The 14,115-nt window shown below is 46.1% G+C and carries 18 protein-coding genes; 17 read left to right on the top strand and 1 reads right to left on the bottom strand.

Annotated elements, in window-relative coordinates; genetic code table 11:
• The first annotated feature begins 2 nt into the window (after window positions 1-2).
• Both efp and PQG66_RS09195 read left to right on the top strand, forming a co-directional pair.
• Window positions 3-560, top strand: coding sequence for an elongation factor P (gene efp, locus PQG66_RS09200; RefSeq protein ID WP_272037390.1), 558 nt, complete (start codon window positions 3-5; stop codon window positions 558-560).
• 191 nt (window positions 561-751) lie between these two features.
• Complete coding sequence (locus PQG66_RS09195; protein WP_272037389.1) at window positions 752-2,005, top strand: aspartate kinase; 1,254 nt, start codon at window positions 752-754, stop codon at window positions 2,003-2,005.
• A gap of 77 nt (window positions 2,006-2,082) precedes the next feature.
• Here PQG66_RS09195 and PQG66_RS09190 read toward each other — a convergent pair whose 3' ends face one another.
• Window positions 2,083-2,823 carry a 2-phosphosulfolactate phosphatase gene (locus tag PQG66_RS09190; RefSeq protein WP_272037388.1) on the bottom strand — a complete coding sequence of 247 codons (741 nt, stop codon included), beginning with the start codon at window positions 2,821-2,823 and terminating at the stop codon, window positions 2,083-2,085.
• A 257-nt stretch (window positions 2,824-3,080) separates the two neighbouring features.
• Between PQG66_RS09190 and spoIIIAA the strand changes: the two genes are divergently transcribed.
• The 15 genes from spoIIIAA to folD all read left to right on the top strand — a co-directional run bounded on the left by spoIIIAA (window position 3,081) and on the right by folD (window position 14,083).
• Complete coding sequence (gene spoIIIAA / locus PQG66_RS09185) at window positions 3,081-4,085, top strand: stage III sporulation protein AA (protein ID WP_272037387.1); 1,005 nt, start codon at window positions 3,081-3,083, stop codon at window positions 4,083-4,085.
• Window positions 4,078-4,596: a stage III sporulation protein SpoIIIAB gene (gene spoIIIAB, locus PQG66_RS09180; RefSeq protein ID WP_272037386.1), complete on the top strand. Its 519-nt coding sequence runs from the start codon at window positions 4,078-4,080 to the stop codon at window positions 4,594-4,596. The genes spoIIIAA and spoIIIAB overlap by 8 nt, the downstream gene beginning before the upstream one ends.
• Before the next feature lie 29 nt (window positions 4,597-4,625).
• The gene (gene spoIIIAC, locus PQG66_RS09175) at window positions 4,626-4,829 is read left to right on the top strand and encodes a stage III sporulation protein AC (protein ID WP_017687585.1); all 204 of its coding nucleotides are present in this window, start codon (window positions 4,626-4,628) and stop codon (window positions 4,827-4,829) included.
• Window positions 4,830-4,860: 31 nt separating this feature from the next.
• Window positions 4,861-5,250 (top strand): stage III sporulation protein AD, encoded by a 390-nt coding sequence (gene spoIIIAD, locus PQG66_RS09170; RefSeq protein WP_123062262.1) that lies wholly within the window; start codon window positions 4,861-4,863, stop codon window positions 5,248-5,250.
• Window positions 5,251-5,268: 18 nt separating this feature from the next.
• The gene (gene spoIIIAE / locus PQG66_RS09165; protein ID WP_272037385.1) at window positions 5,269-6,459 is read left to right on the top strand and encodes a stage III sporulation protein AE; all 1,191 of its coding nucleotides are present in this window, start codon (window positions 5,269-5,271) and stop codon (window positions 6,457-6,459) included.
• Window positions 6,460-6,491: 32 nt separating this feature from the next.
• A complete protein-coding gene (spoIIIAF, locus tag PQG66_RS09160; protein ID WP_272037384.1) occupies window positions 6,492-7,331 on the top strand; it encodes a stage III sporulation protein AF in 840 nt (279 codons plus the stop codon).
• Window positions 7,332-7,346: 15 nt separating this feature from the next.
• Window positions 7,347-7,985 carry a stage III sporulation protein AG gene (spoIIIAG, locus tag PQG66_RS09155; RefSeq protein WP_272037383.1) on the top strand — a complete coding sequence of 213 codons (639 nt, stop codon included), beginning with the start codon at window positions 7,347-7,349 and terminating at the stop codon, window positions 7,983-7,985.
• Between the two features lie 82 nt (window positions 7,986-8,067).
• Window positions 8,068-8,898 (top strand): SpoIIIAH-like family protein, encoded by an 831-nt coding sequence (locus PQG66_RS09150; RefSeq protein WP_272037382.1) that lies wholly within the window; start codon window positions 8,068-8,070, stop codon window positions 8,896-8,898.
• Between the two features lie 138 nt (window positions 8,899-9,036).
• Window positions 9,037-9,507, top strand: coding sequence for an acetyl-CoA carboxylase biotin carboxyl carrier protein (gene accB, locus PQG66_RS09145; protein ID WP_272037381.1), 471 nt, complete (start codon window positions 9,037-9,039; stop codon window positions 9,505-9,507).
• A gap of 55 nt (window positions 9,508-9,562) precedes the next feature.
• Window positions 9,563-10,906, top strand: a complete 1,344-nt coding sequence (gene accC / locus PQG66_RS09140; RefSeq protein ID WP_272037380.1) for an acetyl-CoA carboxylase biotin carboxylase subunit — start codon at window positions 9,563-9,565, stop codon at window positions 10,904-10,906.
• Between the two features lie 213 nt (window positions 10,907-11,119).
• The gene (locus PQG66_RS09135; protein ID WP_090922519.1) at window positions 11,120-11,530 is read left to right on the top strand and encodes an Asp23/Gls24 family envelope stress response protein; all 411 of its coding nucleotides are present in this window, start codon (window positions 11,120-11,122) and stop codon (window positions 11,528-11,530) included.
• Between the two features lie 147 nt (window positions 11,531-11,677).
• The gene (gene amaP / locus PQG66_RS09130) at window positions 11,678-12,217 is read left to right on the top strand and encodes an alkaline shock response membrane anchor protein AmaP (RefSeq protein ID WP_272037379.1); all 540 of its coding nucleotides are present in this window, start codon (window positions 11,678-11,680) and stop codon (window positions 12,215-12,217) included.
• A gap of 14 nt (window positions 12,218-12,231) precedes the next feature.
• Window positions 12,232-12,465: a DUF2273 domain-containing protein gene (locus tag PQG66_RS09125; RefSeq protein ID WP_272037378.1), complete on the top strand. Its 234-nt coding sequence runs from the start codon at window positions 12,232-12,234 to the stop codon at window positions 12,463-12,465.
• A 211-nt stretch (window positions 12,466-12,676) separates the two neighbouring features.
• The gene (gene nusB, locus PQG66_RS09120) at window positions 12,677-13,129 is read left to right on the top strand and encodes a transcription antitermination factor NusB (protein WP_272037377.1); all 453 of its coding nucleotides are present in this window, start codon (window positions 12,677-12,679) and stop codon (window positions 13,127-13,129) included.
• Between the two features lie 96 nt (window positions 13,130-13,225).
• Window positions 13,226-14,083, top strand: coding sequence for a bifunctional methylenetetrahydrofolate dehydrogenase/methenyltetrahydrofolate cyclohydrolase FolD (folD, locus tag PQG66_RS09115; protein ID WP_272037376.1), 858 nt, complete (start codon window positions 13,226-13,228; stop codon window positions 14,081-14,083).
• The last annotated feature ends 32 nt before the right edge of the window (window positions 14,084-14,115 follow it).

Raw genomic sequence — 14,115 nt, 5'->3', positions numbered from 1 at the left:
TTGTGATTTCAGTTAACGATTTTAAAACAGGCTTGACCGTAGAAGTAGATGGAGATATCTTTACCGTACTTGATTTCCAACACGTTAAACCAGGTAAAGGTGCTGCATTCGTACGTTCCAAATTGAAAAACCTGCGTAACGGGAACACCGTTGAGCGTACATTCCGTGCAGGTGAAACGATTGGCCGTGCAATTATCGAAAACCGTGGAGTATCTTACCTGTATGCAAGCGGTTCGGAGCACACGTTTATGGATAACGAGACTTACGATCAATTTACGCTATCAAGTGATCAGCTGGAGTGGGAATTGAACTTCCTGAAAGAGAACATGAACGTGAAAATCGTTAGCTACCAAGGTGAAATCCTGGGTGTTGATCTACCTACCAGTGTTGAACTGAAAGTGGTAGAGACTGAGCCAGGGGTTAAAGGGAATACTGCACAAGGTGCTACGAAAAACGCAAAACTGGAAACAGGATTGAATGTACAAGTTCCTTTGTTTATTAATGAGGGCGATGTGCTTCTGATCGATACGCGCGAAGGTAAATACTCTTCCCGTGCGTAATTTGTAACTAAACGTAAGCTCTAACGTTTGAGGAAAACCCTTTGCCGACTAGTTGGCAAAGGGTTTTTTTGAAAAAAGATTAGCCTATCAGGCGCTTTCGTAATATACTGGGTTAAAGTCATTTCTCGCAGAGAATAATGACGAAAGATATCAATTGATGCATACTGCACAAGGTAGGGAGTGGATTTGCGTTGTCATTGTACGTCATGAAATTTGGGGGCAGCTCGGTCGGCGATACGGAACGTATGAAACGTGTAGCCGGACGTGTTGTGGAAAAAGCGGATGAAGGACATCAATGTGTTGTTGTAGTTTCGGCCATGGGAGATACAACGGATGAATTGATTGATCAGGCGAAAGTACTGAACAGTGATCTGCCTGCTCGTGAAATGGATATGCTCCTTACGACTGGAGAACAGATTTCCATCTCATTGTTATCCATGGCAATTCAGGCTATTGGACGCAAAGCTGTGTCCTTTACAGGATGGCAAGCTGGTTTCCGAACAGAACCAGTGCATGGAAAAGCCCGGATTCAGGATATTCGTCCTGAGCGTGTCAAAGCAGCTCTGGATGAAGGGAATATTGTTATTGTTGCGGGATTCCAAGGCATGACGGAAGAGGGCGAGATTACCACCCTGGGGCGCGGCGGTTCAGATACAACAGCTGTAGCGTTAGCAGCAGCCATTCAAGCTGATGCTTGTGAAATCTATACGGATGTGGACGGGATCTATTCCACAGATCCGAGGATCGTGAAAGTGGCACGCAAACTTAAAGAAATATCATACGACGAAATGCTGGAGCTTGCGAATTTGGGAGCGGCGGTATTGCACCCGCGTGCGGTTGAGTACGCGAAGCATTCCGGTGTACCTCTAATTGTAAGATCTAGCTTTAACCATAATGAAGGAACGGTAGTGAAGGAGGAAGCAGCAATGGAACAAGGCGTAGTAGTAAGTGGTATTGCTTATGATAAGAACGTCGCTCGTATCAGTATTTTGGGAGTACCGGATGCTCCAGGTGTTCTCGCCGAAGTATTTGGAGAATTGGCGTCTGAGCAGCTAGATGTAGATATCATCGTACAAAGTGGAGTGAAGGATGGCAAAGCAGACTTTTCGTTCTCGGTTGCGCTGTCTGATCGTGAGAAAGCTCTACATGTCATTGAAGGTTTGCACAGCCGTTTACCTTACCGTGAAGTGACCTCCGAGGAAAACCTGGTTAAAATTTCAATCGTTGGTGCAGGTATGGTGAGTCATCCAGGTGTAGCTGCTAAAATGTTCAAAGTAATCTCCGGTGAAGGCGTAAGCATCAAGATGGTCAGCACATCCGAGATCAAGGTGTCCTGCGTTATTGATGGAGAGAAACTTCAAGATGTAATTAGAGCTTTACACACAGCGTATGATCTTGATGCGACAGAGCAAGCAGTAATTGGTGGACCGCAAGTTCGCAGATAACGAATAGGTTCTAAATTAGAAGAGGTGTATCGTTGCCACTGGGCAACGGTACACCTCTTCTGTTCTACCATGACCGTTTACACATACTGCCTTCTATGAAATTTACGATAAGGTTTTAACTCACAGCCTTCTCTCATCTCTGGCACACAATCCAGCAGATTTAATTGAGAGCAGTAGGTAACATCATGCATTTTCCCCAGTTTATCCAGTCTCCTTGCACTGGATGATGTTCGGATTAGATCGGCTATATGATCATGACATGAAGACACAGCTTGATGCAGAATGATGCCAAGATCATTTAATTCAAGCGGAGAGTTGGACTGACGGTACAATTCTTCAATAATATATCCAGCACATAAGCCATCCTCCAGAGCAAATTCATCTTGCTCTCCAGCGCACAGTAATAGTACATTTCGTTGCAGCTCTAACAGAGCAGCAGCAACGGCTCTAACGTTTAACATAGCTCCTGCGAGAATATGTCTCGCTCGGGATGCTTTGATGAGAGCTCTAGTACCATCCGTCGTAGTAAGAATGATGACTTTGTGGGCAATGTCGCTACTCATATATTCATAGGGGGAATTCCCCACCTCGAATCCGTTTATTCTTTTGTCAAAACGTTCCCCACCACGAATGCTGTTCCCCACTATCATCTGCTTGGCTTGCGGAACGGTCTCTGTAGCGATAACACCTGCAGCATGATGAGCCAGAGCGGTCACAATCGTGCTTGTTGTCCGTAAAACATCAATGACGACCACACTCCGACCTTCCAGATCTACCGTACGCACTTCATTTACATTTCCTACAACGTCGACACGCACTCCCTACAACTCCTTTCTGTTCCAAGAATCAAGCATCTGCTTCTCAACTGGAACAGTCCATTCTTTCTGGAAGCACTATATGCATTCGTGCCTAGACAGGTGCCTAGACCAAAGAGGTCTATGAATTCTGGCTCTCATCAACCATTACGAAGAAATGATAGATTTCAGCGTCATAAAATGAATGTACAGGCATAAACTTGAGATATGAACAAGCATCAGAGATGCAATATGAAATATACAGTTGGAGGAGCCTACTCATGAACGTGAAATGGAGGGATCTTTTTCCGGAACCCATCCGAACGATGCTGGGCAGAATGCCGCCCACTCTAATGGAACAAGTGGAAGAAATCCGTATTCGAGAAGGTAGACCGTTGGAAGTCAATGCAGGGAACACGTACCACTTCCTTACCTCGGAAGGTTTACCAACGGGAAAACCAGAGGAAGCTTATATTCCTCAAAAAGAAGTCACCCACAGGCTACTTGATCTTATAAGCAACCATTCGCTCTATACGTTGGAAGAAGAACTGCGCAAAGGATTCATCACGATCCCCGGAGGACATCGAATCGGACTTGCTGGTCGGACGGTGCTGAGTGGCGGGCGTGTAGAATATTTACGGGATATCAACGGATTTAACGTCCGTGTTGCCCGCGAAGTGCAAGGAATTGCTGATCCGATTCTTCCTTATCTGCTGGATATGAAGAGTGGACAGGTATTCCACACCTTGATTATGTCTCCACCACAGCAAGGCAAGACCACATTACTACGAGATTTGGCAAGACAAATCAGCAACGGATCCAAGCTGAACGTTGGTGATGAGCTGAGACAGGGCGTACGTTCACGGCTCAAAGTTGGAATTGTAGATGAACGTTCTGAGATTGCTGGAAGTTACAGAGGTGTACCCAACTTTGATGTAGGCCCTCGGACAGATGTGATGGATGGATGCCCCAAGGCAGAAGGTATGATGATGATGCTTCGCTCCATGTCGCCGGACGTTCTAATTGTGGACGAGATTGGCCGTCCAGAAGATGCCGAAGCGGTTATGGAAGCCCTCCATGCAGGTGTTTCCGTCATTGCGACTGCGCATGGAAGAGATCTGGCTGAACTATCTGCAAGACCCGCTTTGAGGACATTGATAACAGAGCAGATGTTTCAGCGTTATGTGCAGTTGCAGCGGACGAGCAGAGGCATGAGCTTTCGGTTGGCTGATGGCAAGATGAGAGGTCTTCAGCATACCGAAGCAGGAGGTGAAGCCTTTGGTTAACATGCTTGGTGCCATATTGATTTTACTAGCCAGTACGCTCGCCGGTTTCTACAAAGCAAGGCAATATGCGTTGCGACCAAGGCAATTACGTGAGTTGATCGCAGCGCTACAACGGCTGATGACAGAGATCAATTATGGCTTAACACCGCTTCCTGATGCAATGAACAAGATGGGGGCTCAGACGAAAGAACCGATAAAGACTCTTTTTTTACACGCAGCTGCACAGATGGAGCCCCCACACGGTCTTACAGCCCGGGAGAGTCTTCAGAATGGTGTAGAGCAAGCGTGGGGAAGATCCGCCATGAAGTCAGACGAACGGGAAGTCATGATGCAGTTGAGTTTCAGCCTTGGCACCAGTGATCGTCAAGATCAGACCAAACATATTTCGTTAGCCATTCAGCAACTTATGCATGAGGAATCCCGCGCACAGGCCGATCAAATTAAGTATGAACGAATGAGCCGCAGCCTGGGGATGCTTGTCGGAGCGTTAATCGTCATTCTGATCTTCTGAAATAGCCGGGATAGCGAGGTGCCAAGGTCATGAATTTAGAAGTGAACGCAATCTTTCAAATTGCGGGCATTGGAATCATTATAGCGATGATTCATACCGTGTTGAAACAAATGGGGAAGGAAGATATGGCTCACTGGGTGACCGTAATCGGATTTGTCGTTGTACTGTTCATGGTCGTCCGAATGTTGGACAGCTTGCTGCAAGAGATTAAATCCATATTTCTTTTTCAATGAAAACGGTCATAAAGCCGGATGGTGGTGACCCGTGGAAATTATTCAAGTTGTTGGTCTGGCACTTATCGCTACTGTTCTGATTCTAGTCATCAAAGAACAAAAGCCGATGTTTGCCTTTCTCATAGCAGCAGCAACGGGTGTTGTTATCTTTATGCTGCTGATCGGCAAGATCGGTGCGGTGATTGAAGTGTTAAAGCGCCTTGCTGAAAATTCCGGCATGGAGAGCATTTATCTGAAAACGGTATTGAAGATAATAGGTATTGCTTATATTGCTGAATTCGGTGCTCAGATTGTTAGGGACGCAGGTCAGGAGAGCATCGCATCCAAGATTGAATTGGCCGGCAAAGTGTTGATTCTCGTACTCGCCATCCCAATCATTAGCATTATTATCGAAACCGTTATGAAACTGATGCCGGTGTAGAAAGGGCGTGCGGAGCATATGAAAATCTTGCATCACAAGCCGCAGTGGCGCCTAATGATTGTGCTGATGCTCTGCTTGATGTTCGGCCTGATCGGACATGTTGCTGCCAGCACGCCATCTACCGAATGGATGCAGCAGCAAGCTGATCAACTGCCGAAGGACCAGGTGGAGAAATATTGGGATCAGCTAATGAAACAATATGGTGGCCTTTTTCCAGAAGGAAAGACACCATCCTTCATGGATATGTTGATTCCCGGTAATGAGGGATTCAGCATGAAGTCAATATTTGCTGCCGTGGGTACGTTCGCGCTACATGAAGTTCTATATAATGGCAAACTGCTCGTCACCATCGTGATGTTAACCGTACTGAGCATGATTCTGGAGACATTGCAGACCGCATTTGAAAAGAACAATATCAGTAAAATTGCCTATGCGATCTGTTATCTAGTCATTATTATTCTGGCAATCAACAGCTTCAGTGTGGCTATCGGTTATGCAAAAGAGGCTATAGCCAGCATGATTAACTTTATGATGGCGATGGTGCCCCTTTTGTTCACACTGCTGGCTTCCATGGGGAATGTCGTAACGGTTTCTATGACTCACCCGCTGATTATTTTTATGATTCATCTCGTGAGTACACTGATCCATCTGCTGGTTTTCCCGCTTCTTTTTTTCTCGGCTGTACTACACTTGGTCAGTTCGGTTTCGGATAAATACAAACTGACACAAATGGCAGACCTTTTGAGAAACATAAGCGTAGCCTTACTTGGTATCCTGCTAACGATGTTTCTCGGTGTCATTTCAGTACAAGGAGCTTCAGGTTCGGTGGCAGATGGTGTCAGCCTCAAGGCAGCCAAATATATTGCAGGAAACTTTGTGCCTGTTGTAGGTAGAACTTTCGCTGATGCAACAGATACGGTCATCACCGCATCACTGCTGGTCAAAAATGCAATTGGGCTGACGGGAGTCATTATTATCTTGTTCCTTTGTGCTTTTCCGGCTATCAAGATTCTGGCACTGGCACTGATCTACAACGTGACGGGAGCGATTATGCAGCCACTAGGGGATACGCCGATTGTAGGTTGTCTGCAAGCGATTGGTAAAAGCATGATTTATGTATTTGCTTCCCTGGCCGCGGTTGGACTCATGTTTTTCCTGGCAATTACGATTCTGCTGACTGCAGGTAATTTAACCGTTATGATGCGTTAATTTTCTGCATACAGGGAAAGGGGCTGAAGAAGATGGGGTGGCTGAGCAACTGGCTGCAGGATCTGATCATGATCGTTTTGCTGGCAACGTTCGTGGATATGTTGCTTCCGAATCGTTCCATGGAACGTTACGTCAAGCTTGTGCTGAGCCTCCTCATCTTGCTCACTCTATTGTCTCCCATAACCAAGCTGCTGCGAAGTGATCCTGTAGGCGAACTGAAACGAGCCATGACAGCAATGGAGGCTCCGCAAGATGAGCAAACACTAGAGAAAATACTGGCTCAGGGAAAGCGAATGCAAGCGAGTGAGCAAAAGGAATCACTAAAGTGGACGGCCAAGGAACTGGCTAACGCCATGAAAGGACAAATTGAAGAAACGACTGGTGTGAAAGTTCAGTCTGTTGATGTACAACTGGTGATGAAAAAACAGGAGCTTGATACGGAAGTAGCAGCTTCTACGGAACTGCCCGTCATTCAACAAGTCATCGTCCAGCTGGCTCCTGAGGCTACAGGCTCAACTCCAGATTCGGAACGGGCAGAGCCCGTAAACAGTCAGCCCATGACAGGGACGACGGTTTCATCCGAGGATAATGAACGTGAGCAGGGTACTCGGCCGATTCAGATTGATCCGATAGAAATTACAAATGTGCAGATAGAGTCAAGAGGTGGAGAATCGAGTAGCAAGTCTCTCCCTGATACCCAGGCAACCGATTCATCGATCACCCGCGACTCTAGTGCAGGTTCTGATCATGAGCAAGCGAGTGCTTCTCCGTCTGAACACGCTGTACAGATTATTACGCTGTTAAAAGAAAAGTGGAAAGTCGATGCGAGTCAGGTTCGAGTGACCCAGATGGAAAACGCAGAAGTTCTCTGAGAAGGAGGGAAGCCGATGAAACAATGGTTCAAAAAGCTAGAAACCTGGTTTGGTGGCGGTGAAGGTGGTGCGAAGCGTAGTCAAACCTTACGTTGGCTAATCATTCTGGGACTGATCGGTGTAGGCATTATGCTGTTTAATTCTTTTGTCAACGTTAAAAAGATTGATTCTGAAAACATCGGTCGGGAACCACCGGAACAAGCTACATCCCTGTCAGCCATCCAGAGTGACGTGCTGGAAGAGAACCCTTTTCAGGCCATCGAGATTGCATTCGAAGACAAGATCAAAGGCGTGCTGGAAAATATTGTTGGCGTAGGCACGGTTGATGTGATGGTCACTGTCGATTCCACGGAAGAACTGGTGGTGCAGCGGAACGTAAAAGATTCACAGCAGCTCACCGAAGAGACGGATGCCAATGGCGGTAAACGACATATGACGCAATATACCCGAGACGGAGAGATTATTACCTATGAATTATCAGGAGATCAGACACCCATTGTAACGAAAAAGCTGAAACCGCAAATTCGCGGTGTGCTCGTTGTGGCGAGAGGTGCAGAGAACAAGGTTGTTAAAGATCTGATTACAGATGCTGTTGAAAAGGGGTTAAACGTAGCGGCGTACCGCATCTCGGTTGTTCCACGCAAGCAAGATTAACTGTTCCCTATACTCGCAAGGATCCTAAACTCACAAGAAATATGTTGTCAGAATCAACCCTATTTTGAGGAGGATATTCTAAATGAATAACAAACGTCAAACAATATGGCTCGTCTCTATGCTGAGTCTGATGGTTATTTTGTCCGCATATTATCTGTTTACTGAAGATTCGGGGCCAGTGAATCCACCAGTCGCGGATAGTCAACAAGTGGACGGTATGAAACAGGGCGAAGCAAAGGAAACAGCAGGTATTCTTGATCCAACAGAGGGACTGGTGGTTAACGAGGTTGTAAATAGCGGTGAAATTACCGATGATTCTGGCGCATTAGACCCGGCTGGAAGCCCGGCAGATGTCGAGGGACAGGAAGTAGGAAATGCAGAGAAAGCACCTGCAACGGAGTCGGGCACAAAAGAAGGAGAGACCCCAAAAGAGACAGAACAAGGCTCGGAAAAAGGAGCAGCGGCTACACCTGATACCGAGAATAAAACAGAGGGCGAAGCTGCTAAAACGGACGAAGAAGTTCTCAAAGAGATGGAACAGCAAAATACAGCCGCATCAGCTAGCAGTCAGTTCCAGAATTACCAGTGGCAACGTGAGGAAAGCAACAATCGCAAGTATGAGGAACTGATGACTATTGCAGGTGATTTAAGTAAGACACCGGAAGAAAATGCGAAAGCAACCGAACAGCTACGAGCACTGGAAGATAAAGAGGCGAAAATTACAAGCATCGAAGAAACCCTATCTCAACAATACTCCAACGCAATTGTGGAGGAAGAGTCGGATATGTATAAAGTCGTGGTTCTGAGCGATAAACTGGACGTTAAGCAGGCGGTATCCATCGTTGATCTGGTCATGAAAGAACTGTCTGTATCACAGAACAAAATCAGTGTGCAATACGTCACAGAAAAGTAATTAAGAATATGATATGGAGGCTCGAGAGCTGGTTAGACTCTCGGGCTCTTTCCATTTTTAATGATTATGATATAATACTAAAAGCCATATGACCGTCCTAGTGAGACTGGCATGATGCCGAAGGAGTGAATGATGGAAATGTTTAAACTAAGCGAAATCAAGGAACTGATTAAATTGGTTGATGAAAGTTCCCTTCAAGAATTGGAAATTGAAAATGAAGGATCACGTCTATCGATCCGCAAACCGGTTAAAACGGAATTCGTACAGGCTACTGCCGTACAACCACAGATGATTGCTGCTCCGCAGGTTCAACCTGCTGCTGCCGCAGTTGTGAATGAGGCTGCTCCGCAAGCCGATACAACTAGTCATTTACATAAAATTGTATCTCCAATGGTAGGTACGTTTTACAGAGCTTCCTCCCCGGAAGCGGGTCCTTTCGTCAATGTGGGTGATAAAGTTGTTGAGAAAACAACGGTATGCATCATCGAAGCCATGAAGTTGATGAACGAACTTGATGCTGACATCAAGGGAGAAATCGTTGAAGTGCTGGTTGAAAATGGACAGCTTGTCGAATATGGACAACCTCTCTTCCTGGTAAAACCGGAATAAACGGTTCTACTCGTTAACAGTAGTCGCATGAGCTTCGAAGGAGGACAATAACGAAATGAAATTCCAAAAAATATTGATTGCCAATCGTGGAGAGATTGCCGTGCGTATTATTCGTGCATGCCGCGAGCTTGGTATATCGTCAGTAGCTGTATATTCGGAAGCAGACAAAGATTCACTGCATGTCCGTCTTGCAGACGAGGCTTATTGTATCGGACCAACACTGTCCAAGGACAGCTACCTTAATTTTACAAACCTGATGAGTATAGCCACGTTGACTGAATGTGATGCAATCCATCCGGGATACGGCTTTTTAGCCGAAAATGCTGATTTTGCAGAAATTTGTGATTCCTGCAACATTACATTCATTGGCCCTTCACCTGACGCCATCACCAAAATGGGTGATAAGGCTGTAGCCAAACAGACGATGAAGGATGCAGGTGTTCCAGTCATCCCGGGATCAGACGGTCTTGTGGAAACAACGGAAGAAGCGATTATGATCGGTCGTGATATCGGGTATCCTGTTATCATCAAAGCTACCGCAGGTGGCGGAGGTAAAGGGATTCGGATCGCTGAAGACGAAGAGCAATTGGTCAAACAGATCACAGCTGCACAGCAAGAGGCTCAGAAAGCGTTCGGTAATGCAGGTGTATATCTGGAAAAATTCCTGACAGGCATGAAACACGTTGAAATTCAAATTATGGCTGACAAGCACGGCAATGCCGTGCATCTTGGTGAGCGTGACTGCTCGGTTCAGCGCCGTCGTCAAAAGCTCGTTGAGGAAGCGCCGTGCCCTGTATTGAATGAAGAAGTGCGTACTCTGATGGGAGAGGCTGCGGTTCGAGCTGCACTTGCGGTGAATTACTCTGGAGCAGGTACGCTGGAATTTTTGCTTAGCCCGAACGGTGAGTTCTACTTTATGGAGATGAACACACGAATTCAGGTTGAACATCCAGTAACCGAGATGGTAACGGGTGTCGATCTAATCCGTGAAATGATCTCCGTGGCAGAAGGTAACCCGCTCTCTTTCCGTCAAGAAGATGTAGTTATCAATGGATGGTCAATCGAGTGCCGGATTAATGCTGAAGACCCTAATCGTAACTTCATGCCTGCGCCGGGTAAGATTGGTTTTTATCTTGCGCCGGGTGGTCCTGGAGTGCGTGTGGACAGTGCGGCGTATCCTGGTTATACGATTTCACCGTTTTATGACTCCATGATTGCAAAGTTGATCGTTTGGGGGGCAACCCGTGATGAAGCGATCGCCAAAATGAAGCGTGCTTTAGCAGAGTTTGCTATAGAGGGTATCTCTACTACAATCCCTTTCCATCAAAAACTGCTGGATCATCCAACGTTTATTCGCGGGGATTTTGATATCAAATTTCTCGAAGAAAACGAGATTTAATCGTCATATTGGGCTTGTTTGTCATAAACTAGCCCAAATGATATAGTATGTAATAATAAGAGCGCATGTCTCCTGCATTGGATAAGCCCGCACACCTAGCGGAGTATGCAGGAGTTCCGGCAAAGCCGGACCGGGAGGGCTACGACTTTTTGCTAAACCGCAGTCCTGACGGATGGCCGCAAACTTATCTCGCGAAAGGTGTGTTAAACATTTATGAGTACACTACCGACAGAATTTGAACGTACGGATATCGGTGAAATCCAGATCGCACCTGAAGTTATCGAAGTGATAGCTGGACTCGCTACAGTTGAAGTTAAAGGGGTAGCAGGCATGAGCGGCGGATTCGCTGGCGGATTTGCAGAACTGCTCGGCCGAAAAAACCTTTCAAAAGGGGTTAAGGTTGAAGTAGGTCAACGCGAAGCTGCAGTAGACGTTTCTGTTATTATTGAGTATGGATACCGTTTGCCGCAGGTTGCTACTGAAATCCAACAAAACGTCAAGCGTTCGATTGAGAACATGACTGGACTTAACGTGAATGAAGTGAACGTACACATCCACGATGTTCAGTTCAAGAGCGCTGAAAAAGTGGAAGAGATCGACCTGAACACGCAACGTGTAAAATAAAAAAGAGCGATTTCCCCCGGCACTTCTGTCGGGGGTTATCCCGTCTTGGACAGGTCATTGGTAATTCGACTAGCTGGACAAGGTAGTTCGTGATATACCTTCTCCGCACGATAAGTAATGTGAGTGAGCAGGGAGGCTGTGCAGTTCGTGGCTAAAATACTGGATCGGCTTCTGTTGTTTATATACAGCATAAGCGTAGGAGCAATATCGGCAGCTGTCATTTTACTGATTAGCGGTGTGCTGCCATACGAATTGAATTATCAGCAGGAACAAAATATCATTGTGGCTTCCATTGTCGCAGCTGCGATTTTGTTTGTCCTGAGTTTACGTTTTTTCTACATCTCGATTCGGCGTGAACGTGGGTCATTGCCATCTGTGGATCAACGTACCGAGTTCGGGGAGGTACAGATTTCGATGGAGACCATTGAAAATCTCTGTCTGAAGGCAACTTCCCGTTTTCGTGAAGTACGTGACGTCAAAGCGCGCATTCGCGTAGTAGAGTCAGGATTGGAGATCAAGATTCGAGCAGTAGTGGATGGTGAGACACCTATTCCGGTGCTGACCACGGATCTACAAAAGGCGATACACGATCATGTACAAGAGATTACAGGGATTCCGGTTTCTTTTGTAACCGTGTATATTGCGAATGTGACCCAATCGCCTAACTACAAGAGTCGCGTGGAATGAGGTGAGTTTCACTGATGTTGTGGAAAGAGATTTGGGACAGCTATAAGGGACGTATTCTTGGTGTTGCTTTTGGTATCTTATTGGGATTTCTTTATGTGTGGATCGGTTTCTGGGATATGTTGTTCTTTGCACTCTTGGTGTTCATCGGTTATACGTTTGGCAGACGAAGTGATGCGAAGCTTGGCTCGTTTATTCCCTGGGGGGAGTTACGACAATGGCTTGGAGATCGCTGGCGTTTGTTTAAATAAACCTATAAGAACCCTGCAATATGTTTCTTCCGAAAATAGAACTGTAGTTTGAGTTGCCCGATTTTCGGAGGAAACGTTTTGCAGGTTTTTTTGTGAGAAGAGATCCCGATATCAAAGAAGACCCTTGGGTATCCTGTTATAGGATAGTGAAATGGTTCTTCATTTAAAATAGCATGATGACGCTCGAAGAGAGCGCTGCAGGAGGCAGGATATGAAAAGACGTTTAGCGAGGGAAATTGCAGTACAAAGTCTGTATCAAATGGAAATGAACGAAGTAAGTGCAGCTGAAGCGGTTGACATGTTGATTAATGAAGCGGCGGAAGAGAATGAGACGGAAGTTGAAATTCGTGATGAGGATGTCATGCGCAGCTATGTTACCGAGATGGTGCAAGGTGCATGGAGTCATAAGGAAGCCATTGATGGGTTGCTAGTGGATTATTTGAAAGGATGGCAACTTAGTCGTTTGTCCCGTGTAGATCGCCAAATTTTACGTTTATCCACGTATGAGATGGTGTTCCGTGATGATGTTCCAGCGAAAGTTTCGGTCAACGAGGCGATTGAGCTTTCGAAGTATTTCGGTACGGATGAGTCTGGGAAGTTTGTTAACGGCGTGCTGGGTCGAATGATTCAGGAAGTGGACAGCATTAAGCAAAAATTATCCTGAGATCAATCCAGAATAGAGTAGATAAGCCAACTTTTCTTTTGAGATCACATTCAGATCGTTTTATCTAATATATGTTCATATAAGGGAGAGAGAATAATGACAGCATCTATTATTAACGGTAAAGAAGTATCCCAAGAGCTCCGCGCAAGCATGACCGCAGAAGTAAAACAGCTTCGTGAACAAGGAGTAGTGCCAGGTCTGGCTGTGGTGCTCGTCGGGGAAGATCCAGCTTCTCAAGTTTATGTGCGTAATAAGGAAAAAGCATGTCATGACCTCGGTTTTTACTCTGAAGTACATCGTTTGGATGCAAGTACATCACAAGCGGATCTGCTTGCGCTCGTGGACAAGCTGAACAATCAGGAATCCATTCATGGCATTCTTGTGCAGCTGCCGCTTCCAAATCACATCGAAGAGAAAGCGGTAATTGATGCAATTGCTGTAGAAAAGGATGTAGATGGATTTCACCCTGTGAATGTTGGGAATCTTGTTATTGGTGATGATAGCTTGCTGCCATGTACACCTGCCGGTGTTATTGAACTAATCAAACGTACAGGACTGGAAATGTCCGGTAAACATGCTGTAGTTATCGGTCGTAGCAACATTGTAGGCAAGCCGGTATCCTTGCTGCTTCAGCGTGAAAATGCGACGGTAACGATGTGTCACTCTCGTACTGCTAATATGAAAGAAATTACACGTCAGGCGGATATTCTGGTTGTAGCGATCGGTCGTGCAAACTTTGTGGATGCGGACTATGTCAAACCCGGCGCAGTTGTCATCGATGTCGGCATGAATCGCCTGGATAACGGTAAACTCGCAGGGGACGTGGATTTTGAAAGTGTAAAAGAGGTTTCTGGACCGATCACACCTGTTCCTGGTGGTGTTGGCCCGATGACCATCACGATGCTGATGCAAAATACGCTGATCGCGGCAAAACGCGCTCACGGATTGGCCTAGGGATCTGTCTGTGGAAGAACAGAAAATCTATT

Origin of the sequence: Paenibacillus sp. JJ-100 (assembly GCF_948329825.1) — a bacterium.
Lineage (GTDB): Bacteria > Bacillota > Bacilli > Paenibacillales > Paenibacillaceae > Paenibacillus.
Note: the sequence above shows the minus strand (reverse complement) of the source record. Positions and strands in the feature narration are given on the sequence as shown.

Bases quoted from the DNA above. Each gene is read 5' to 3' on its own strand.
- spoIIIAA (WP_272037387.1), top strand. From the start codon at position 3,081: ATGAACGTGAAATGGAGGGATCTTTTTCCGGAACCCATCCGAACGATG.
- folD (WP_272037376.1), top strand. From the start codon at position 13,226: ATGACAGCATCTATTATTAACGGTAAAGAAGTATCCCAAGAGCTCCGC.
- PQG66_RS09150 (WP_272037382.1), top strand. From the start codon at position 8,068: ATGAATAACAAACGTCAAACAATATGGCTCGTCTCTATGCTGAGTCTG.
- PQG66_RS09135 (WP_090922519.1), top strand. From the start codon at position 11,120: ATGAGTACACTACCGACAGAATTTGAACGTACGGATATCGGTGAAATC.
- spoIIIAC (WP_017687585.1), top strand. From the start codon at position 4,626: ATGAATTTAGAAGTGAACGCAATCTTTCAAATTGCGGGCATTGGAATC.
- accB (WP_272037381.1), top strand. From the start codon at position 9,037: ATGTTTAAACTAAGCGAAATCAAGGAACTGATTAAATTGGTTGATGAA.
- spoIIIAF (WP_272037384.1), top strand. From the start codon at position 6,492: ATGGGGTGGCTGAGCAACTGGCTGCAGGATCTGATCATGATCGTTTTG.
- PQG66_RS09125 (WP_272037378.1), top strand. From the start codon at position 12,232: ATGTTGTGGAAAGAGATTTGGGACAGCTATAAGGGACGTATTCTTGGT.
- spoIIIAE (WP_272037385.1), top strand. From the start codon at position 5,269: ATGAAAATCTTGCATCACAAGCCGCAGTGGCGCCTAATGATTGTGCTG.
- spoIIIAG (WP_272037383.1), top strand. From the start codon at position 7,347: ATGAAACAATGGTTCAAAAAGCTAGAAACCTGGTTTGGTGGCGGTGAA.
- nusB (WP_272037377.1), top strand. From the start codon at position 12,677: ATGAAAAGACGTTTAGCGAGGGAAATTGCAGTACAAAGTCTGTATCAA.
- accC (WP_272037380.1), top strand. From the start codon at position 9,563: ATGAAATTCCAAAAAATATTGATTGCCAATCGTGGAGAGATTGCCGTG.